Source organism: Deltaproteobacteria bacterium (assembly GCA_020848905.1).
In the GTDB taxonomy this organism is placed as follows: Bacteria; Myxococcota_A; Polyangia.
In genome coordinates, this window is the sequence record JADLHG010000008.1 from 21,982 (window position 1) to 43,611 (window position 21,630).

Consider the following 21,630-nt stretch of genomic DNA (forward strand, 5'->3'; position numbering starts at 1 on the left):
CGAGATTTCTGTCTTCATCGCCCGTCTCGCGTTGCGGGTCCGCCGCACCGTGGCTATCCTTCGAGCGGACCCACACGATGCTGCTCCTCGCCCTCAGCCTCCTCGTCCTCGCCGCCGCGCCCGTCCTGTACCGGCTCGCGCGTACCACGCGCCCCGCGCTCGCGGCGCTGGACGGCTTCGTGCTCGTGGCCATCCTCGGCATCGTGATGCTGCTGGTCCTGCCCCACAGCGTGGCGACGGCGGGGTGGTGGGCGCTGGCGGCAGGCGCCGTCGGCGTCACGGCCCCCGGCTTTCTCGAAAAGCTCCTGCATCGCTCGGCCGGAAAGGCGCACGCCGCGGCCCTCTTCCTCGGTCTCGGGGGGATCGCCCTGCACGCCTTCTTCGACGGAGTCGCTCTCGCGCAGGGACCCGAAGGGGGCGCGTCCGCGCGCATGCTGGCCATGGCGGTCGTGCTGCACCGACTGCCCGACGGCCTGGCGATCTGGTGGCTCCTCCTGCCGAGCTACGGTCGACGGATCGCGATCCTCGGCCTCGTCACCACGGCGCTGGCCACGCTGCTCGGCTACTTCGCCAGCGGAGCGCTCACCGGCGCCGCCTCGAGCCCGCAGCTCGGGATCGTGCAGGCGCTCGTGGCCGGGTCGCTCCTGCACGTGGTCGTCCACCGCCCCGACCCCGAGGTGGACCGCCCCACGGCAAGGACCTGGCGCCTCCACGCGGGCCTGGGCGCCCTCGCCGCCCTGCCCCTCCTCTACCTGCTCTTCACGGCCGACGGCGGCCATCACCTGCCGATCGACCTGCGCGGCACCCGCACCGCCTTCGTCTCGCTCGCCGTCGAGAGCGCCCCGGCCCTGGTCATCGCCTACCTCGCCGCAGGACTGATTCACGCCTTTCTGCCGCGCGCCGCGACGGCCTGGGTGGGGCGCGGCAACCTGCTCTCGCAGGCCCTGCGCGGCATGGCCTTCGGTCTCCCCCTGCCCCTCTGCTCGTGCGGCGTCATCCCGGTCTATCGCGGCCTGGTCCTGCGCGGCATCCCCCCCGCCGCGGGGATGGCCTTCCTCGTGGCGACCCCCGAACTCGGCGTGGACGCCTTCCTGCTCTCCTTCCCGCTCCTCGGGGCGAACATGGCGCTCGCGCGGCTCGTCGGCGCGGCCCTCGTCGCGCTCCTCGTAGGGGTGCTCCTGGGGTGGCTCACCGCCCGCTCCTCGGCTGCGGTGCCTTCCGTCCCCGTCCCCGAGGAGCCGCCCGCGGGTCCCGCCGGGGCGCGCCTCGCCGCGGGTCTGCGCGTCGGCCTGGGGGAGATGGTGGACAGCACCGCCCCGTGGATCCTCCTCGGCCTGGCCATCGCCGCGATCGGTGCCGAGCTCCTCGACCCCTCCTGGATCGCCGCGCTCCCGAAGGGTATCGACGTGCTGCTCCTGGCCGGGCTCGGGCTACCGGCCTACGTCTGCGCCTCGGGGGCCACCCCGCTCGTGGCCATGCTCCTCGCCAAGGGGGTCTCGCCGGGGGCCGCGCTGGCCTTTCTCCTGACGGGCCCCGCCACCAACGCCACCACCTTCGGCGTGCTCTCCGCGCTCCACGGCAAGCGCATCGCGGCGCTCTTCGGCCTCTCTGTGGCGAGCGCCGCGGTGGGCCTCGGCTACCTCGTGAACGCGGTCCTGCCGCGCCTCGACCTCGCGCCCATCGCTCACGGCGGTGCGGAACACCGAACGCACGTGGGAGAGGTGGCCCTGGGGTTGCTCGCCCTGCTCGTGATCCTCTCGCTCCTCCGGCAGGGTCCCCGACGCTTCGTGGGCCAGGTCATGGCGTCGGCGCAGGACCACGATCATGGGGACGATCACGACCACGATCACGACCACGATCACGATCACGACCACCATCACGACCACCATCACGAGCACGATCACGCGCGGGGAGGGGCAGGCTGCTGCTCGAGCTGCAGCCCGTCGAGCGAAAGCGCCGCGAAGGGAGCGCCAGCCAAGCCATGAACGCACACCGGACCCTCGAGACGCTCCTCCGGCACCGCATCGTCGTACTGGACGGGGCCATGGGGACCATGATCCAGCGCTGCGGCCTGGACGAGAGCGCGTATCGCGGACCTGCCTTCGCCGATCACCCCCGCGACCTGAAGGGCTGCAACGACCTGCTCTGCCTCACGCAGCCCGAGGTGATCGAGAAGATCCACCGCCAGTTCCTCGAGGCGGGAGCGGACATCGTCGAGACCAACACGTTCAACGCGCAGGCCATCTCGCTCGCCGACTACGGGCTCGAGGCGCAGGCCTATCCGATCAACCGCGCGGCAGCGGAGCTCGCGCGCCGGGCCGCCGCGACCGTCTCGAAGGCCACCCCGGAGAGGCCGCGGTTCGTGGCCGGCTCGCTCGGACCCACCACCCGTTCCGCCTCGCTCTCCCCCGACGTGAACGACCCGGCCGCGCGCTCCGTGACCTTCGACCAGCTCGTACGCGCCTACCACGAACAGGTGCGCGGCCTCATCGACGGCGGCGTGGACCTGCTCCTGCCCGAGACGACCTTCGACACGCTGAACCTGAAGGCCGCCCTCTTCGCTATCCAGCGCTTCTTCGACGAGGGAGGGCGCCGCGTCCCCGTGCTCGCGTCGCTGACCATCACCGACGCGAGCGGGCGCGTCCTCTCGGGGCAGACGCTCGAGGCCTGCTGGATCTCGATCCGCCATGCGCCGCTCTTCGCCGTGGGGCTCAACTGCGCCCTCGGCGCGTCGCAGATGCGGGCGCACGTGGAGGAGCTCTCGGCGCTGGCCCCGATCTACCTCGCCTGCTACCCGAACGCCGGCCTGCCGAACGAGCTCGGAGGCTACGACGAGTCCCCGGCGGAGATGGCGGCGGTGCTGCGCGAGTACGCCCGGGAAGGGTGGCTCAACCTGGCCGGCGGCTGCTGCGGCACCACCCCCGAGCATATCCGCGCCATCGCCGACGCGGTCGCGGGCCTGCCGCCCCGGCTCCCGCCCCCCCCGCGCCGCTTCACCGAGCTCTCGGGGCTCGAGCCCCTCGTCGTGCGCCCCGACTCGAACCTCGTGATGGTCGGCGAGCGGACCAACGTGGCCGGCTCGCGCAAGTTCGCCAAGCTCGTACTGGCCGGCGACTTCGAAGGCGCGCTGGCCATCGCGCGCGACCAGGTGGCCGGCGGCGCGAACGTCCTCGACGTGAACATGGACGAGGGGATGCTCGACTCCGTGGCCGCCATGCGGACCTTCCTCAACCTCGTGGGCTCGGAGCCCGAGGTGGCGCGGCTGCCGATCATGATCGACAGCTCCAAGTTCGAGGTCCTCGAGGCGGGGCTCCAGTGCCTGCAGGGCAAGGGGGTGGTGAACTCGATCAGCCTCAAGGAGGGGGAAGAGACCTTCCGCGCCCACGCGCGCCTCGTACATCGCTACGGCGCGGCGGTGGTGGTGATGGCCTTCGACGAGGAAGGTCAGGCCGTCACCGTCGAGCACAAGCTACGCATCGCGCGGCGCGCCCACCGCATCCTGACCGAGGAGGTGGGCTTTCGCGACGAGGACATCATCTTCGACCCCAACATCCTGACCGTCGGCACCGGGATGGAGGAGCACGACGACTACGCGGTGGCCTTCCTCGAGGCGACGCGCCAGATCAAGCAGGCGCTCCCCGGCGTGAAGGTGTCGGGCGGCGTGAGCAACATCTCGTTCGCCTTTCGCAGCAACCTGACGGTGCGCGAGGCGATGCACGCGGCGTTTCTCTACCACGCCATTCGCGCGGGCCTGGACCTGGCGATCGTGAACGCGGGTCAGCTCGCCGTGTACGAGGAGATCCCGGCCGCGCTCCTCGAGCAGGTGGAGGACGTGCTCCTCAACCGCCGCCCCGACGCCACCGAGCGGCTGATCCAGTTCGCCGCCACCGTCGGAGCCAAGGAGAAGGAGAAGGTCCAGGACGAGGCCTGGCGCGGCGGCAGCGTGCGGCAGCGGCTGGCGCACGCGCTGATCCACGGGGTGGTGGACTTCCTGCCCCAGGACCTCGACGAGGCGCTGCGCGAGCTCGAACGGCCGATCGCGATCATCGAAGGGCCGCTGATGGACGGCATGAACGTGGTCGGGGACCTCTTCGGCGCGGGCAAGATGTTCCTCCCCCAGGTGGTCAAGAGCGCCCGCGCGATGAAGAAGGCCGTGGCGCACCTGCTCCCCCTCCTCGACGCCGAGCGGCAGGGTCAGCCCCAGCGCTCCGCCGGCAAGATCGTGCTGGCGACGGTCAAGGGCGACGTCCACGACATCGGCAAGAACATCGTGGGCGTGGTGCTCGGCTGCAACAGCTACGAGATCCTGGACCTCGGCGTGATGGTCTCGGCCGACAAGATCCTCGAGACGGCCGAGCGCGAGGGGGCCCAGGTGATCGGGCTCTCGGGGCTCATCACCCCCTCGCTCGACGAGATGGTGCACGTGGCCCACGAGATGGAGCGGCGCGGGCTGCGCCTGCCGCTGCTCATCGGCGGCGCTACCACCAGCAAGAAACACACCGCCGTCAGGGTCGCACCGAAGTACCGAGGCCCCACCGTGCACGTGGCCGACGCCTCACGGGCCGTGGGGGTGCTCGGCGCGCTGCTGAACGCGGACCTCTGCGAGCGCTTCGTCGACGAGACGCGGGCCGACCAGGCGCGCATTCGCACCGAGCACGAGGGCCGGGGCCAGAAGGAGCTCGTCCCCTTCGCCGACGCGGTGGCGCGGCGCGAGCCCATCGCGTGGAGCGCGGACGACCTTCCTGCGCCGAGCTTCCTGGGCGTGCGGGCGATCCGCGACCAGCCGCTGGGCGAGCTCGTGCCGTACATCGACTGGACCCCCTTCTTCCACGCCTGGGAGCTGCGCGGGGTCTTTCCGGCGCTGCTCGACGACCTCCAGGTCGGCCCAGCGGCGCGCGAGCTCTACCAGCACGCGCAGACCCTGCTGCAGAAGATCGTCGACGGGCGCTGGCTCACCGCCCGCGGCGTGTACGGCTTCTTTCCCGCGGCCGCCGTCGGCGACGACCTCGAGCTCTACCCCGACGCCTCTCGCGCGCAGGTTCTGGCCCGCCTGCACACGCTGCGGCAGCAGCGCTCCGCCGAAGGGAGGCCGTGCCTCGCGCTCGCCGACTTCGTGGCGCCCAAGGAGACGGGGCTCCGCGATCACCTGGGCGCCTTCGCCGTGACGACCGGCCTCGGGCAGGAGGAGCTCGTCGGGCGCTTCGAGAGGGACCACGACGACTACCAGGCGATCCTGACCAAGGCGCTGGCGGACCGCCTCGCCGAGGCCTTCGCCGAGAAGCTCCACGAGCAGGCGCGCCGCGAGTGGGGCTACGGGCAGAGCGAGCAGCTTGCCCCCGCAGACCTGGTCAAGGAGCGCTACCGCGGCATCCGCCCCGCCCCCGGCTACCCGGCCTGCCCGGACCACACCGAGAAGCGCACCCTCTTCGAGCTCCTCGGCGCCGAGGAGGCCACGGGGATCACCCTCACCGAGAGCTACGCCATGCACCCCGCGGCCTCCGTCTGCGGGCTCTACTTCGCCCATCCCACGGCCCGCTACTTCGCCGTCGGTCCCATCGGCCGCGACCAGGTCCAGGCCTACGCCGCACGCAAGGGCCTGCCCGTCGCGCAGGTCGAGCGCTGGCTCGGCCCGAACCTCGGGTACGAGCCGTAAGCGTCGAGGCGTCGGGGAGCGGGGCTGTCGACGGGGGGTGGGCGAGAGGGCGGGCGGTCGTGGGCGCACGCGGGCGGTCGTGGGCGTCGTTGCGTTGGGGGAAGTCGATTCGTGCGTGACGTGCGTTGGGGCGTGAACGTCGAAGCCCGACCCGGCTTTCGTCCTACGATCCCGGTACCGTGCTCGTAGGAATCAAGCCCCGCAGCTTCCAGCCGGTCCTGAGCAGCCAGGTCCGCGGTTCGAGCACCGGCGGGTCTCCGTCGGGGGGCACCGGCGTGAGATCCTTCCACCCGGTGAAGTAGCGCGCCGAGCTGCACGCGTCCAGGTCGCGCTTGGGGACCCACTTACCTCGCGCCACGCGGTGTTTTCGCGAATTCTGAAGGACGTACGCCAACGCGGCCTTCACCTCGCTCGGCGTCTTCAGGATGTGCTGGTGGTAGCGGTCCCGGAAGACTCGCCCCTTGCGGCCCACCGTGCGGTTCAGCGCGTGCGCGAAACGAATCGACAGCGCCCGCAGGCCCTTCATGAGCACGCCCCGGTCCTTGGCCTCCGTCACGAGGTGCAGGTGGTTCTTCTGGATCGAGTAGTGCGCGAGGTTCATCCCGAAGCGCCCCGCCGACTCCACGAACGCCGTCTCGATCGCGCGTAGCCGCTTCTTGCTCCGCAGGTTCGGTAGCCCCTCCACGACCTTCATCGTGACGTGCACAGGAAACCGGCTGGCGAGGAGCGGTCGCGCCCGATGCGGCAGTCCGCTCCCCGGCTGCTTCTTACGCCCCGCACCCTCGCGCTTCCCACCCCACCCCCTCGCCTCCGGCATAGGCAACGGAAGCTGGGTCGCATAACCCGCCGGAACACGCGCGCCCGAGAATCGGTCATCGCCCGAGGAGGATTTGCGTTTGCGCGCCAACATGAATAGGGCCAATACTATCAGAACGCGGGTCTGACGTCAAGCGATGTCCTTGCACGAACACAAAAACACAACAGCCACCCAAGAATCTCGAACCTCGCGACAGGCTTGCATGTCCGCGCCCCGACGAAACACGCGCGCAAGAAGTGCCGCCCGTCGCCCCGATCCACCCCCGCTGCCCGTGTGCGCCCACGACCGCCCGCGCACTCGCCCCACCTCCCGTCGCCAGCCCCCCCTCCCCGTCGCCCCGATCCACCCCCGCCGCCCGGCTCGGCCGACCCGCTTCACGCCACCGCCTGCTCGCTGCTCGCGTCGAAGAGCCGGGCCCGCTGCAGGTTGAGGCCGAGCTCGACCGACTGCCCGACCTCGAGGTCATCGTAGTCCTCGATCCGCGCGGTGAACGCCGCGGGGCCGAGCGTCAGGTGCAGGTAGGCTTCGCCGCCGATCGGCTCGACCCCCTCGACCCGCGCGCGGACCGTCGTCCCGGGGGTCGGCCGCGCGTCGGGGGCCAGCCGCTGGATCCCCTCGGGCCGGATGCCGAATAGCACCTGCCGGCGCTCGCGCTGGGCCAGCCCCTCGCGCATCCTTTCGGGCAGTCGCAGGTCGAAGCCCTCGCCGCTGACCCACGCCGCCCCCTCGCGCTCCTCCACGCTAGCGGGCAGGAAGTTCATTGGCGGCGACCCGATGAAGCCGGCCACGAAGACGTTCGCCGGCCGGTCGTAGAGGCTGCGCGGCGTATCCACCTGCTGGATCACGCCGCCGCGAAGCACGGTGATCCGGTCGCCCATCGTCATGGCCTCGACCTGATCGTGGGTCACGTAGATCATCGTCACCCGCAGCCGCCGGTGGAGCTTCGCCAGCTCGGCCCGCATCTGCACGCGCAGCTTGGCGTCCAGGTTGGAGAGCGGCTCGTCGAGCAGGAAGACCTTGGGCTGGCGCACGATCGCGCGCCCCACCGCCACGCGCTGCATCTGCCCCCCCGAGAGGTGCGCCGGACGCTGGTCGAGCAGGTGCGTGATCTCGAGGATCTCCGCCGCCTCCTCGACCTTGCGGCGGATCTCTTCGCGCGGGGTCTTCTTGAGCTTCAGCGCGAAGCCCATGTTCTCGGCCACCGTCATGTGCGGATAGAGCGCGTAGGCCTGAAAGACCCTCGCGATGTCGCGATCCTTCGGGGCGACGTCGTTGACCCGCCGCCCGTCGATGCGCAGCTCTCCGCGGCTCACCGACTCGAGCCCGGCGATCATGCGCAGCGTCGTCGACTTGCCGCAACCCGACGGGCCGACGAGGACCATGAACTCCTTGTCCCGGATCGTGAGGTCGATCCCCTTCACCGCCTGAAAGCCGCTGGGGTAGGTCTTCTCCAGCCGTTCGAGCTGCACCTCAGCCATCGCGCGCGCTCCCTCCCCGCAACCTCACGCGCAGCGTCGCCTCGTCCGTCTGGAGGGCGCAGCGCACGGTGTGCATCTCGCGCCCGCGCTCCACGCGGAGCTTGCCCCCCTCGAGCACGAGCTCGCTCAGCGCTCCGCGGAGCCGCACCGCCCCCTTGTCTCCCGCCTCGCGGCCCAGCCGCAGCACCACCTCGTCGTCGGTCTCCTCGAGGTCGTGGAGCGCCAGGGTGCAGAAGTCGATCGTGAGCCCTCGACTGACGGAGAGCCCGAGCGGCAGGACCAGCCCGCTGCGTGGCGGCACGGCGATGCGCCCGGGGAGCCGGCCGCCGGCCACGATCACCTCGCTCTCGAGCGCATACTCGTGATAGTTGATCAAGAAGAGGAAGGCCCCCCGCTTTCCGACGCGCAGGGCGCCGATCAGCTCGTCGCAGCTCAGGGCGACCGGACGCGACGCGCCGAGCGCCGCCGCCATCCCGTCGAACAGCTCTGCGAAGGGCTGGAAACGGTCGCTGAGCGGGTGGCCGCAGAAGAGCACCTGGCCCGCTCCACAGCGCCAGCGGGCGGCGGCAGCGCGGCCTTGCCGGTCACGTAGAAAGACGCGGGCCCCCTTCGGCGCGTCGAAGAGCGTGGCGCGTTCTGCGCGCACCCAGGAACCCGTGCGGTACCCGAGCTCCGACCGACCGTGGACCATCGCGCGACTGAGCCCGACAGCCTGGGCCAGCACGGGGCACTGCTCGCCCCGCAGGTCGACCCGGGGCAGCTCGGGGCCGAAATAGAGCCGGCCGCCATCGCGCACGAAGGAGGCGAGCCGCTCCTGCGCGGCCGCGTCCATGAAGCCGGTGGTGAACAGGAAGAGCGGCTGGCTGACGTCCAGTTTGTCCCGCTCCAGGTCGACGCAGCGTGGTGCGTAATTCAGCGTGCAGAGGAGCCGCGCCAGGCCGTCGAAGAAGCCCTCCTTGCGCTTGGCCTCGAGCTCCGCGACGAACGGGCCGGCCATGAACTCGGTCATCCAGTACGGGGCGTAGAAGCCCAGCTGTACGGCCGAGGCCGGACGGGTGGTGGCCAGCGTGGCCCCGAACCGTCCGACCCACGCGCCGTGGCGCGCGAGCGTCGCGAAGTGGCGCCGCACCGAGCCGTCGGGCCGCACCGGCGCCTGCCACTCGTGGTAGGTCCCGAACTGTCCGACGTGCTCCTCGTTGACCCCACCGGAGAACATGTAGGCGTTCACCCCGTCGAGGCCCGAGGCGAGGCTGCTCAGGACGTTCAGCTCCACGTCGGAGGGGTAGAGGCGCGGCCGGTCGTACATCACGCCGGTCTGCAGCTCGGCGCAGATGGTCGGCGCGTCGGGGTCGGCGATCATCCGCACCATCCCCGAGGTCAAGAACAGGTCGTGGAAGTTGTCCCAGTCGATGCGCCGCGGCTGGTACGCGCCGCCGAAGATCACCCCGCTCGTCTTCCGGCGGAAGTCACGGAAGAGCGAGGTCGTGAGCGGCGAGAAGATGCCGCGGCCGCGCACGTCGAAGTCGTAGAAGTGAGGGATGTTGGCGATCACCGGCACGTCGATCTCGCGCTTTCGCGCGGCGTCGTGGAGCGTGCGGTAGTACTCGGCGTAGTAGTCGCGAAAGAAGAGCGCGCGGTCGAGGTACCTCGGCAGGCAGCCGTCGTAGGTCAGGGGCGGCTGCTCCACGTTGTCGAAGCTGGCGTAGCTCGTACCGTAGACCCGGTTCAGCTCCTCGACCGAGGGGTAGGCCGCGGCGAGGAAGCTCCGGTAGCGTCGGGTCACCGCCGGGGAGTGGTCCACGGCCCGGCCGACCCAGTTGACCATCGCGATCTCGTTGCAGAGCTGCACCAGCGAGACGCAGCCGCCTCGCGTCACCTGGCGCGGCGCCAGCAGCGGCAGCAGCGCGTCGTACCAGCGCCCGACCAGCTCCTGAAAGGTCGGGTTGAGGTAGGACGGTGCGCCGACGTGGTGGATCGCCTCTCCCGGCGGGAGCTGGAGCATGGTCTCCGGGTAGTGCTGCACGAGCCAGTCGGGGAGCCCCTCGAAGATCATCTCGCCGTTCGAGACCGGTCCGACGCGCGCCGAGAAGAAGAGGCCGCGCTCGGCCACCCGATCCAGAAAGCCGAGCAGGTCGCGCCCCGGGTGCGTCCGACCGGTGAAGTCGAGCTCCCCCTCCGTCGGCTCGTGCCAGCGCCACGGGATGTAGCTCGAGACGGTGTTCAGCCCGGCCTCGAGCGCGCGATCGAGGTGCAGGGGCCACGCCTCGCGCGCCACGCGAAAGTAGTGGAGCTCTCCGGAGTAGAGGAACGCGGGGGGCGGAGACACGCTTGGCGTCGGCATCGGGGAACTCCCGGGTTGAAGTGGTCGGCTGCGTTTCTGCATCGGATCGCTATCCTTTCAGCCCGCTCAGGGTGATGCCGCGCACGTAGAACCTCTGCAGCAGCAGAAAGACGATCACCACCGGCAGGATCACGACGACCGAGCCAGCCATCAGCAGGCCCCAGTCGGTGTTGTGCTGCCCGTTCAGGTTGGCGAGCGCCACGGGGAGCGTGTACTTGGCTTCGTCGAGCATCACGATCAGCGCCCAGAGGAACTCGTTCCAGGCGCCCATGAAGGTGAAGAGCCCCACCGTGGCCAGCACCGGCTTGCTCAGGGGCAGGACGATGCGCCAGAAGATGGCCCATTCGGAGCAGCCGTCGATGCGCGCCGCCTCGAGGAGCTCGTCGGGCAGCGTCTCCATGAACTGCTTGATGAGGAAGATGGCGAAGACCGAGGCCGAGGCGGGGAGGATGAGCCCGCTGTAGGCGTTGAGCAGGCCGAGCTCCTTGAGCAGCATGAAGACCGGCATCATCGTCACCTGGCCGGGCACCATCATCGTCAGCAGGAGCAGCGCGAAGAGGCGCTCGCGGCCGGGGAAGCGGTACTTGGCGAAGGCGTAGCCCGCGAGGGCGTTCACGAGCAGGCTGAGCAGCGTCGCGCCGAGGGCGACCACCAGGCTGTTGCCGAAGTGCCGCAGGAAGGCGACCTCCGCGAAGAGGCGCCGGTAGTGCTCCAGGGTGACCGGCTGCGGGATCCACTGCGGAGGCACGGCGCTGATCCCCTCGCTCCGCTTGAGCGAGGTCGAGAGCATCCACAGGAAGGGGACGAGCGTCAGGACGAGCCCCCCGATGAGGATGACGTAGAGCAGCGACTGCTTGAGCGGCCCCGGGCGGTCCACGTCGCGCGGCTGGTCCATCGTCGGCTCCTAGGCCGCACCGGTCCGGCGCGAGAGCCGCCGCTGACCGAGGGTGAAGAGGCCGATGAAGGCGAAGAGGATGAAGGCGATCGCCGAGGCGTAGCCCAGGTTGAAGAACTTGAAGCCGTGGTTGTACATGTAGAGCACGATGGACATCGTGCTGTTGAGGGGACCGCCGCCGGTCATCACGTACGGCTCGGCGAAGAACTGGAAATAGCCGATGACGGTCATGATCGACACGAAGGTCAGGGTCGGGGAGAGCAGCGGGAGCGTGACGTGCCGGAAGCGCTGGAGCGTGCCGGCCCCGTCGATCTTGGCCGCCTCGTAGTACCGCTCGGGGATGGCCTGCAGGCCGGCGACGAAGATGATCATGTTGTAGCCAAAGTTCTTCCACACGGCCATCAGGATGAGCGCCGGAAGGGCGAGGCGCGGGTTACCGAGCCACTCCTGTCCGGGGAGGCCGAGCGCCTCCAGGAGCTGGTTGATGAGGCCCAGCCGCGGGTTGTAGAGCCAGCGCCAGACCACGGCCACCGCGACCATGGTCGTCACCACCGGCAGGAAGTAGCCCACGCGGAACAGGCTCTTGCCGCGCAGGAATGCCTGGTTGAGGGCCGTCGCCGCGAGCAGCGAGGTGACGATCGACAGCGGGACGCCGAGGAGGACGAAGACGAAGGTGTTGAAGAGCGCGCGCCAGAAGACCGGGTCGCCGAGGTAGTTCCAGAAGGCCAGGTAGCCCCACCACGACCCGACGGCGGCGAGCTCGCTCGGGTGCAGCTCCCAGAGGAGCGTGCGGTAGTTGGCCAGGCCGGTCACCGTGAGGCGTTTCCAGTCGGAGAGCGCGTAGATGTTCCAGTCGGTCAGGCTGATCAGAAACGACGCGACGATGGGCAGGAACAGGAAGACCGAGAGGACCGCCAGCGCCGGGAAGAGAAAGAGGTACGGGACGCGGCGCGCGCTCCGTACGTCGCGCACGTCGAGGCCGCCACCGTCGGGCTGGCGGCGCGAACGACGCGCCAGGAGCACGCCGGCCCCGCCGAGGAGCAGGAGCGCCACCAGGCCGAGCACGACGAGCTTCAGCGCCGAGCTCTGGGACCGCGCGGGGTCGCGCTTGGCGAGGATCGCGCGCAGCTCGGCGTCGAGGCTGTCCAGGGAGCGCGCGGGGTCCTTGGCGTGGTAGACGAACTTCTCCAGGTAGTCGCGACCGAGCTTGTCGCGTAGCTCCTCCCATTCGGGGATCGCAGGGGGGGCCTCGGCGGTGCGTAGCTGCTCGCCGAAGACCGCGACCTTGGGGTCTCCGCGGAGCCGCTCGCTGGCCCAGGCGGTGCGCGTCGACGGCAAGGTCGTCGAGAGCTCGTACCAGCGGAGCTGATTCTCGGGGCGGCTCAGGTACTCGATGAAGCGCCAGGCGAGCTCGGGGCGGCGGGAACGCCTGAAGATCGAGAGCACGCTCCCCCCCACGAACGACGACGCGCGGCGCCCGCGGGGCAGAGGCGCGACGGACCAGCGACCACGCAGCTTGGGGCACTCCTTGTCGATGAGCGTGAGCATCCACGGGCCACCGATCATCATCGGAAAGAGCCCGCGCTCGAAGGCCTGAAAGAGGTTCACGTCCCTGGCCTCGCCGCGGGGCGCGAGCCGGTCGTCGAAGAGCGAGACGTAGTAGCGCAGGGCCTCGAGGAAGCGGGGGTCGCGCACGCTCGGGCGCCCGTCCACGAGGATCGGCGCGCCGGCCTGAGCGGCGAAGACCGCGAAAGTCGCGCCGTCGGAAGGGGAGAGGGCGATGGCGTAGCGCTCCGGACCGCGCAAGCGGAGGCCCGCGACGCGGAGCTCCTCCCACGTGCGAGGTGGGCCGGGCAGGTGCGCTTCGCGCAACAAGTCGCTGCGGTAGTAGAGGACCCAGGTGTCGATGTACCAGGGCACGCCGTAGAGCCGGCCGCGATAGGTCCCGGTCTGGAGCGGCCCGGGGAAGAAGTCCTTCCGCCCGATGGCGGTCGAGCGATCGAGGCGCCCGTCGAGCGGCAGCAAGGCCTCCATCGCCGCGAACTTCGGCACGTAGGTCGTGCCGAGCTGCACCACGTCGGGCGTCATCTCCCCCACCACGGCGGTCAGCAGCTTGGCCTCCGCGGCGTCCCACGGGATGGCCTGCGTGCGCACCTCGATCTCGGGATGTGCGCGCTCGAAGAGGTCCGCCATGACGCGGATCTTCTTCCCCTCCTCCCCGATGGCCCAGACGGTGATCGCCTCGCGGGCCTGCGCGGGGCGCGGCAGCATCGCGGGCGGAAGCGCCGCGAGCGCAGCCAGGACCAGCACATGACGTGGCATCGGCCGGAGGATAGCCCGGAGCGGGGTGTAGCGGGGGCCGCGGGAAGTGGCCCCGATTCCCGAGCACCACCTTTCATTATCGGGAGCCACCCCCGGCGCACGACCCGCGCGGGGGCTGGCAAGTGGCCATAGTAGCCACACCTTGTCCGGTTTTCGGTGAACGGCCGCCCTGGCACCTCTCTTGCTCAACTCCGCGCGGCTCCATGCCTTGAGCCCGAAAAACAACCCGAGGTAACCATGCTGACCTGGCGTCGCTGGCTGGCAGGCTGCGTCCTGCCGATGCTGCTCGTGTGTCTTGCGTCCGCCGAACGGGCGCCGAAACCGGGCCCAGCGCTCGAGTCGTCACTCCGCCTCGCCCCGCCACAACTGACGGCCCAGGAAGCCCGCCGCTTCATCGACCGGGTGGCGGTGCGCGAGAACCGCTTCTACCAGCCGGGGGTCGGCTACGACGGCCGGACCGGCGTGACCGTGGACGGCGTGGACATCGACTTCCACACGGGCAGGCCCGTCGCGGTGCGCAACTTCAGCGCGTCGTCCAAGGAGAGCGTGCACGTAGCGCTGCTCGTGAAGGCGCTGCGCGGAGATCGCACCGCAGAGCTGATGCTCTCCCCCGATCCGCGCTACCCGGGCCGGGCCAGCTCGCGCGCTCTGGAAGTGCTGACGACAAAGATCGCGACCTACGAGCGCTTCAACCGCGAGTACCCGGGCTTCGGCGGCTTTCTGCCCTGGTACACCCTGCGCGACGGGCGGCTGGTGCCGATCCCGTCCGTGCGCGAGGGAGATGGCTGGGAGACGCGCGTGCCCGGCCTCGACAACGGCCAGCTCGCCTGGTCGCTCTACTACGCCGCCAACGCGCTGCAGGAGCTCGGGCACCGGGACCTCGCCCGCCGCTACCGAGCCTACCTCGGAGTGCTCTCCCGCAACGTCGTCGACATCTTCTACGATCCGGCGTCGAAGCAGCTCCGCGCCGAGTCCACCATGGTGCGCGGCAACCGGCGCCCCCCCTCGAAAAACGCCTACGCGACCAACGCGCGCAACCCGTACTACCTCGACGATTCCTACGAGGGGCTGCTGCTCTGCCACTTCGCCGACCTCTTCGGCGACTGGAGCAAGCATCCCGCCGGAAGAGACGCGATCTGGGCCACGCCGCGGCGCAAACCGGGCAGCTACACCACCGCCTCGGGGCAGAAGATCACCATCGCCAAGTCCTGGGTCGGCTCGAGCCACGAGGAGTGGGGCGAGCTCGTCCTGCCCTTCAACGCGCTGCCGCTCGACCGCCTGCTCTTCTCCAACGCCCAGCGCGTCCGCACGGCCTACTCGGCGGAGCACGGCATCCCGGGTCTCTTCGCCTCGACGCACAAGCCGATCGCGCCCACCGAGTCTCCCGAGTACGTCGGCCTCGCCGGTTTCTTCGCGCCGCGAGGGACGCTGGAACGCTCGCGCACGCGGAGCATCGTCGCGCCGTACGCGGCCTTCCCGCTGGCCCTCGAGCCGGGCGGCAAGCCGCTCTTCGCCACCTGGCTGAAGACGATGCTCGACGCGCCCCGCATGTTCGGACCCCTCGGCATGGGCGAGAGCTGCAGCGTCACCGGCGAAAAGATCGCGCCGTGCCTGACCTGGGACGGCAAGGCGCTCCCGATGCTGGCCTGGATGGGCGGCACGCGCGACGAGCTGCGGCGGTACCTGGCCCGCGACGGCAAGCTCGCGCCTTTCCTCGCCCGCGTCGAGGCGGACTATCGCCTCTTCGACGGCCTGGGGATCGAGGGAACGAAGCTGCCCCTGCGGGCGCCCACCGCGGCGGTGCCGTGGGCGATCAGCGACTTCCGTTAGCGCACGCCTCGGGAGACCACCGCAGGTCCGTCTCCGGGCACGGGCCTTGCTCAGATCCTGTCCGGCCGGACGAACGGTCGTCCACCGTAGACGGGAAATGTTCAAGCGATTTCCACGATTTCGCTTCGCAGCCCTGAGCCTTGCGCTGCTCGGATGGGGGCTATTGTCCCCAGCAGCCCTGGCGGCACCCAGGGCCACCGGCACTGCGCCCCCGGCCGGCCAGGGAGCCGCGCGGTCGAGGGCCTGGCGGCTGAGCGCTCTGCTCGAGTACGGGCGCGTCTACGCCCAGCTCCAGCAACGGTTCAACGGCGAACGCCCCGTGGAGGAGCTTCAGAGCCTGATCACCTTGTCCTCGGCCCGTTCCGGACTCGCGCCGAACGCGCGCCTGTCCGACTCCGTGCCCTACTGGGACCTGGACCCCGCGCGTGCCCAAGGGATGGTGCAGCTCGTCGGAGATCCCCGGCGCAACCCCTTCGTCACCCCCGAAGGCAAGGTCCGCGTGCGGGTGCACTACATGAATCAAGAAGATCGCGCGCGGCTCGAGAAGATCCTCGGCGCGCCCGCGGGCTTCGAGCCAGCCACCATGCTCAGCTCGTACCGCACGCTGCTCGTGGAGACGAGCCGCGGGCCGGAGATCCTCAAGTTCTCCGGCAAGGGGGTCCTCACCACCACGAACGACGCCTACGGAGCCAAGATCCTGACCGCGGAACAGGTGCAGCGCGCCGTCGCCGCGGCGAAGCAGACCCGACGCTACGGCGCCTTCGTCAACGAGCCGGCCGGCCTCGTCCTCACGCTCGGCGACGGGCAGGACCCCATCGTGATGCTCGCGCGTCGGGTACCCGTCGCGAAGCGGGGCTATCGCAAGGGGGACGTGGTGCTCCCCGAGCACGTCCTCTCCGACCCCGAGTTCGCCACCACGGAGCTCGGCCAGGCCATCTTCGCCCGCCATGGCTCGCAGGCGCGGTGGTTCCGCAAGGAGCTGGCGCCAGCGGTCGCCGACCTGCTCCTCCGCTCGCTCACCCGCTCGTTCCTCCACGCGGAGGTGCACCCGCAAAATCTGGACGTCATCGTGGACCGCCACGGGCGGGTCGTGGAGGTGCAGCTCAAGGACCTGCAGGACCTCCAGAACGACCTCGTCGCGCGCGCGGCGGCGCGGCGGAAGCCCCTCGCGTGGACGGGGTGGACCATCACGAGCGAGGTCACCGACAGGGGCTTCGCGGACTACTACTCCGACTATTTCGGGCAGCTCGGCAACGTCCCCGACGCCAGCACCGGCAAGGACAAACCGAACGCCACGAACCCGTTCTCGGCCATCGTCATGCGGCAGCTCCTGCAGCGCGCCAGGAGCCTGCCGGCTCTGCAGCGCCTGGCAGACACGCTGGAGTACCAGGCGGCCTTCGCGCCGAGGAGCTGGCGCCAGCCGATGGCGATCTTCGCGCTGCTGCGCCGCATGCTCATCGACAGCGGCGCCCTCCGTCGAAAGACGGCTCACCCGCCCCCTGCGAAGGATGGAGCGCCAGGTGCCCTCGCTGGCGCGCCTTAACGGAACCGGGGCGGTCGCGCCGCTACGCCGAGGCTACCTGCGCGGGCAGCGGCACTTTCCTCCGCCGATGTAGAAGCAGCCGGGCCGGCAGGTGTACTTGGGACACTTGCACATGCCTCCGCCCGAGTAGTAGCAGCCCGGACGGCAGCGGAACTTCACGCAGCGCCCGCCGGAATGGCTCCAGCCGGGAGGACAGCGCCGGGCCTCTGCCTCGGCCGCAAAGATCAGCAAGAACAGCCCCACGAGTGCCACGGCCAGCGCACGCATCCTCACCCTCCTCCGCGAGCGATCAAGAACGATCAGATGGGAAGGATCGAGGGTAGCGCCAGCCACGCGAGGGCAGCAAGATCGATCGTGCGCGACAGCGCCTACTTCACCTCGACCGTGGCGCTCCACCATCCGACCCCACCGCGGTCGTCTCGCACCACCACCCACAGCGTCACCAGGCCGAGCTCCTTGGGAGCCTTCCACGTCGTGAAGACCTCGTCCACCTTGCGGTTGGTGACGAAGGGCGACGGCTTCCCACCGGTCGTGTTGTCCTTGAGCGCACCGCGCGTGGCGAAGAACGAATAGGTCAGGAACTCGTCGAGCGTGCGGCTCCCGCCCGAGAAGGTGAGCACGCGGTACTTCTCCTTCGCGTCCGGCGCCGGCTCGGGGAGGAGCTTCACCTCCGCCTCGGGCTTCACCGTCCAACCGGCTACAGGCTCGCGATCGTCGGCCTTCACGCGTGCGAGCGAGGGATTGCGGTTCGGCGCCTTGTCGAGGGGCTGCGTGTAGCCGTAAACCACGCGTTTGATGGCCCAGACCTCTTCGCTCCCCTTCTTGACCCGCAGCTCCACGAGCACTGGCACCCCGCCGAAGCCGCGAAAGGGGTCCTTCTTGAGCGCCTGCTGCGCCAGCTGCTCGTGAAAGGGCAGCTCCGCCCGAATGGCGTCCAGCCGGCCGCGGCCGCTCGCGAGGCGAACCTTGTACGTCGCCTCGTCGCAGTTCTGGTCCTCGGCGGTGCAGCCCGAGAGCTCCCAGTCCACGAGCTCCGCCGGGGCGCGCGGGTCCACCACGAGCGCGTCTATCCGCACCGGGCCGAAGGCCGTGCTCCCGGGGAGCACGAGCTGCTCCTGCGGGTCGGCCCGCACGGCGAGGATGCGCAGGTCCTTCACCTCGGAGATCTTCTCGAAGTCGGGCGTGCAACCGACGAGCCCGAGGCCCAGCACGACCGCCGCCTTCGCGGCCCTCCCGATTGCCATGACTCCACGCACGTCGCTGCCGCGCATCAGAAACTCCCCTTCACGCCGAAGGTCGGCAGGATGGGCAGCCCCCGGACGTTGCCCGACTGCCGGAAGCGGTAGTCGAACATCGTGGCCTCGGGGTTCTCTGCGTTGTAGACGTTCTGCACGTCGAGATAGGCCGAGAGCCGCCAGAGCCGGAAGAGCCAGGTCTTCTCGATCCGCAGGTCGAGCTGGTGAAAGAGCGGCCGGTTCTCCGACCGCTCGACGCCAAAGAGCTGACGATAGAAGCCGCCGTCAGCGTCGAAGAAGCCCCCGAGGACCGGCGTCTCCGGGCGCCCCGAGACGAGGCGGAAGCGCAGCCCCGCCTCCCAGCCGCTCCCGAAACGAACGCTCCCCACGAGCGTGAGGATGTGCGTCTGGTCGAAGGCGAAGCGCACCGCCTCGCCATCGGCGCGGCGCTTGGCCAGCGAGCGCGACAGCGTGTAGGCCAGCCAGCCGTAGAAGTGGCGCGTCAGCTCGTGCTTGACCATCAGCTCGAGGCCGAAGGAGGAGCCGCCCCCCTCGTTCGTGTAGTAGAGGGGCTTCGGCTGGCCGTTCTCGAAGCGCACCTGATTGGAGCGAATCCCCTGCCCGTAGCGGTCGAGGTAGTAGCCCGTCGCGTTCACGCTCAGGTTGGCGGTGATCCCCTGCTCCACCCCCAGGCTGTAGTGCGCGGCGTGCTCGAGCTGCAGGTTGGGGTTGCCCGTCACCTCGTTGGTCACCGCGGGGCTCGGCGCCTGCGAATAGAGCCCCACGGCGGCCTTCAACGTGGTGCGCCGCCAGAGCGAGTACCGCGCCGTGAGCCGCGGATCGAGCGCCAGCCGTGCGTTGCCGAAGTAGTAGATCGTGTCGAAGCGCAGGCCCGGCATGATCTGCAAGCGGTCGGTGAGATCGACGATCGCGTCCAGGTAGAGCGCGGCGCCGCCGATGACGGCCTTCACGTCCACGGGCTGCGTCTCCCCGGTGGTCTGCCCGCCGAGGAACCCGCCCCCCCCCGCGCCCCCTCCGGAGACCGGCGCCCCCGGATTGCGGTAGTCCACGAGCACCGGGATCTGCGCCTGGAAGAGGGACTGCGTCACCTCCACGTCGGCCCCGACGCGCAGCCGGATCCCCTTGCGCACGAGCCCCTCCAGGTCCCAGCGCAGCCCCCAGGTCAGGTTCTTGAGGTCGAGCGAGGACTCGCCGCTCGAGAAGTTCGTCATCCAGAAGCCGAAGGCCGGGGAGAGCTTCGAGCTCCAGCGCGGGCCGAGCTGCTTGCGCCACATGCCCTGGAGGCGGTGAAAGGTGACCTTGGAGTCGAGGCTGACGGCCAGGTTCTCCTTCGGCTCGTTCGAGGCGATGGCCAGCGCGTCATCGGACCCGAGGGCGAGGAGGTAGAGCTGATCGTCGCCGGCCAGGTCCACGTCCAGGCGAAGCTGGTAGTCGTAGTACACGGGCACGACGGTGGTCGCGCTGCGGCTCGTGGCCTTGAGGACCACCGGCAGGATGGCGTCGATGTACGAGCGACGCGCCGCCGCGGCCACGCTCACCTTGGACGAAATCGGAACGTTCAAGAAGAGCGAGGCGTTCAGCAGGTTGATGTCGGCCGCCCCCTGCCACTGTCGGGTGAAGGTGTTGCGCGTGGCCACGTCCACCACGCCCGCGGTGAGGCGGTTGTAGCGGGCGTCCGCGTTCCCCGGGTAGTAGTCGATGCGGTCGAGGAACTGCGAGTTCAGGACCGACGGCCCGCCGAGGAAGTGGTAGAGGATCGGAATCCGGTGCCCGTCGAGGTAGACGCCGGAGTCGTTCGGCGGCGCGCCGCGGATGAGGAGCGCGCCTCCGACGTAGGGGACCCTCGCCACCCCGGGCAGGTTCTCGATCACGCGCAGCGGATCGCCGAAGGTGCCGGGGACCGTGGTGAGCTGCTCGCGGCGCAGGCTCACGCGGGAGACGGTCGTCTGGCGGCGCTTGCCGCGCACCACCGTCTCGTACTCGCTCACGTTCAGCCGGGGCAGGTAGAAGTCGATGCGGGTCTGCTCGCCCGCGCGAACCACCACCTGGACCGTTTCGCGCTTGTGCTCGAGGGAGATGGCCTGTACGCGATAGGTGCCGGGGGCGAGGTCTCGAACCACGAAGCGCCCGCGCTCGTCGGCCTTGACCTCGACGCCGGCCTCCATCACGGCCACCGCCGCCCCCTCGACCGGAAGCCGCGTCCCCTGCTCGCGCACGCGCCCGACGACCACGTCGCGGCCGCGTTCCCGCTCCTTCGCGTCCAGCATCCACTCCGGGAGGCGCGGCACCCACTTGCGGTCGAGGGCGAAGCGGTACGCGTAGCGCACGCGGACCGGCCCCGGCTTGCCGTCGAGCTCGGCCGGAGAGAAGACGAAGCGGCGCACGGCGTCCACCGCGGCCGCGTCGAGCTCGGGGGAGACGGAGGTGAGCACCTTCACCGCGCCCACCTTGCCGCGCGCGTCGAGGTCGATCTGCAAGAGCACCGTCCCCTCGACGCCGTTCTTCTGCGCGAGGGGCGGATAGACCGCCGGGACGAAGGTGCGGAGCTCGGGGGGCCTCGTGATCTTCGGGGGCGCGGCGCGCTTGACCTCCTCGCGCACCCCTTCCTGGGCGAGGGCCGGCGGCACGCCGCCGAGGAGCGAGGCGCAGAGAACCAGGTACCGTGTCACACAACGCCGCATGGTCCCGTCAGTCCAGCACGAAGGTGAAGGTATAGGGGATCTTGACCGCCACGGCCGTGCCACCCACGCGGGCCGGCGCGAAGAGCATCTGCTTCGCGGCGACGACTGCGGCTGCGTCGAGCTCCGGATGCAGCCCACGGATCACGCGCGCCGCAGTCACCTTCCCCGCCCCGTCCACGGAGAGCTCGAGCACCACGCGCCCCTCGATGCCGAGCTCGCGCACCCGCTCGGGGTAGGTGGCCTCGATGCGCCGGAGCACCTGCGGCATGGTGGTCACCACCGCCACGGGCGCCTGCTCGCCCTTCTGGTAGTCCTTCTTGAAGCCGCGCCCCTCGCGCGTCCCCTGCCCCACGCGCCTCGCTCCCGGCGTGACGGGCCCTTTCGGCGCGGCCGGCACCTGCACCCCCTGCCCCGCCGGAGCGCGCGTTCCTCCGGCCATGTCCACGCCCGGGACGGCGGCCCCCGTGTCGGGCGCGGCCGGGGTCTTCGACGCGGGGTCCCCCTCGGGCGGCGGCTCCGCGGGCTTCTTGGCGGGCACCTCCACCTCGCTCGGCGTGACCTTGCGCCGCGTCGCGCGCCGCGGTGGTTCCGGGGGCTTCGGCTCCTCGGGCCTGGGCGTAGGAGGCGTGACGGCCCGCCGCTCGGGGAGCTTCCGCGAGGTCAGCTCGATGGGCGGTCGCCGCTCCGGGGCTGGAGGCTGCGGCAGGAGCGCGGTGAGGAGCGCGAGAGCGCCGTGGACCGCGAAGGTCACGAGCCAGGGGAGAACCCGGGCGGGCTTTTCTTCCGAGCGCACGAGCGCGGCTTCCGCGGCGAA

Annotated in this window: 13 protein-coding genes; 4 read left to right on the forward strand and 9 right to left on the reverse strand. The window is 70.4% G+C overall.

The genetic code is table 11. The annotated features are described in order from the left end of the window. Positions 1-77: 77 nt before the first annotated feature. Complete coding sequence (locus tag IT371_05040; protein MCC6747002.1) at positions 78-1,985, forward strand: permease; 1,908 nt, start codon at positions 78-80, stop codon at positions 1,983-1,985. Further along, on the forward strand, positions 1,982-5,653 hold the full coding sequence (gene metH, locus IT371_05045; GenBank protein MCC6747003.1) for a methionine synthase: 3,672 nt from the start codon (positions 1,982-1,984) through the stop codon (positions 5,651-5,653). The genes IT371_05040 and metH overlap by 4 nt, the downstream gene beginning before the upstream one ends. A gap of 163 nt (positions 5,654-5,816) precedes the next feature. Here the strand turns inward: metH and IT371_05050 are convergent, their stop codons facing one another. From IT371_05050 to IT371_05070, 5 genes are all read right to left on the reverse strand, one after another. Next, positions 5,817-6,347 carry a hypothetical protein gene (locus IT371_05050; GenBank protein MCC6747004.1) on the reverse strand — a complete coding sequence of 177 codons (531 nt, stop codon included), beginning with the start codon at positions 6,345-6,347 and terminating at the stop codon, positions 5,817-5,819. A 497-nt stretch (positions 6,348-6,844) separates the two neighbouring features. After that, positions 6,845-7,948: a sn-glycerol-3-phosphate ABC transporter ATP-binding protein UgpC gene (ugpC, locus tag IT371_05055; protein MCC6747005.1), complete on the reverse strand. Its 1,104-nt coding sequence runs from the start codon at positions 7,946-7,948 to the stop codon at positions 6,845-6,847. Next, the gene (locus IT371_05060; GenBank protein ID MCC6747006.1) at positions 7,941-10,289 is read right to left on the reverse strand and encodes a beta-galactosidase; all 2,349 of its coding nucleotides are present in this window, start codon (positions 10,287-10,289) and stop codon (positions 7,941-7,943) included. Before IT371_05060 ends, ugpC begins: the two co-directional genes overlap by 8 nt. Positions 10,290-10,338: 49 nt before the next feature. After that, entirely contained in the window at positions 10,339-11,184 is an 846-nt protein-coding gene (locus IT371_05065; GenBank protein MCC6747007.1) for a carbohydrate ABC transporter permease, read from the reverse strand. Positions 11,185-11,193: 9 nt separating this feature from the next. Next, a complete protein-coding gene (locus IT371_05070; protein ID MCC6747008.1) occupies positions 11,194-13,506 on the reverse strand; it encodes an extracellular solute-binding protein in 2,313 nt (770 codons plus the stop codon). Positions 13,507-13,743: 237 nt separating this feature from the next. On the opposite strand from IT371_05070, the gene IT371_05075 reads away from it, so the two are divergent. Continuing rightward, positions 13,744-15,336, forward strand: a complete 1,593-nt coding sequence (locus IT371_05075; protein MCC6747009.1) for a hypothetical protein — start codon at positions 13,744-13,746, stop codon at positions 15,334-15,336. 163 nt (positions 15,337-15,499) lie between these two features. Beyond that, a complete protein-coding gene (locus IT371_05080; GenBank protein ID MCC6747010.1) occupies positions 15,500-16,879 on the forward strand; it encodes a hypothetical protein in 1,380 nt (459 codons plus the stop codon). A 33-nt stretch (positions 16,880-16,912) separates the two neighbouring features. Here IT371_05080 and IT371_05085 read toward each other — a convergent pair whose 3' ends face one another. From IT371_05085 to IT371_05100, 4 genes are all read right to left on the reverse strand, one after another. Beyond that, the gene (locus IT371_05085) at positions 16,913-17,146 is read right to left on the reverse strand and encodes a hypothetical protein (GenBank protein MCC6747011.1); all 234 of its coding nucleotides are present in this window, start codon (positions 17,144-17,146) and stop codon (positions 16,913-16,915) included. A 101-nt stretch (positions 17,147-17,247) separates the two neighbouring features. Further along, positions 17,248-18,123 (reverse strand): hypothetical protein, encoded by an 876-nt coding sequence (locus IT371_05090; GenBank protein ID MCC6747012.1) that lies wholly within the window; start codon positions 18,121-18,123, stop codon positions 17,248-17,250. Positions 18,124-18,149: 26 nt separating this feature from the next. Further along, complete coding sequence (locus IT371_05095) at positions 18,150-20,804, reverse strand: TonB-dependent receptor (protein MCC6747013.1); 2,655 nt, start codon at positions 20,802-20,804, stop codon at positions 18,150-18,152. Between the two features lie 19 nt (positions 20,805-20,823). Then, complete coding sequence (locus IT371_05100; protein MCC6747014.1) at positions 20,824-21,609, reverse strand: energy transducer TonB; 786 nt, start codon at positions 21,607-21,609, stop codon at positions 20,824-20,826. Between the last annotated feature and the right edge of the window lie 21 nt (positions 21,610-21,630).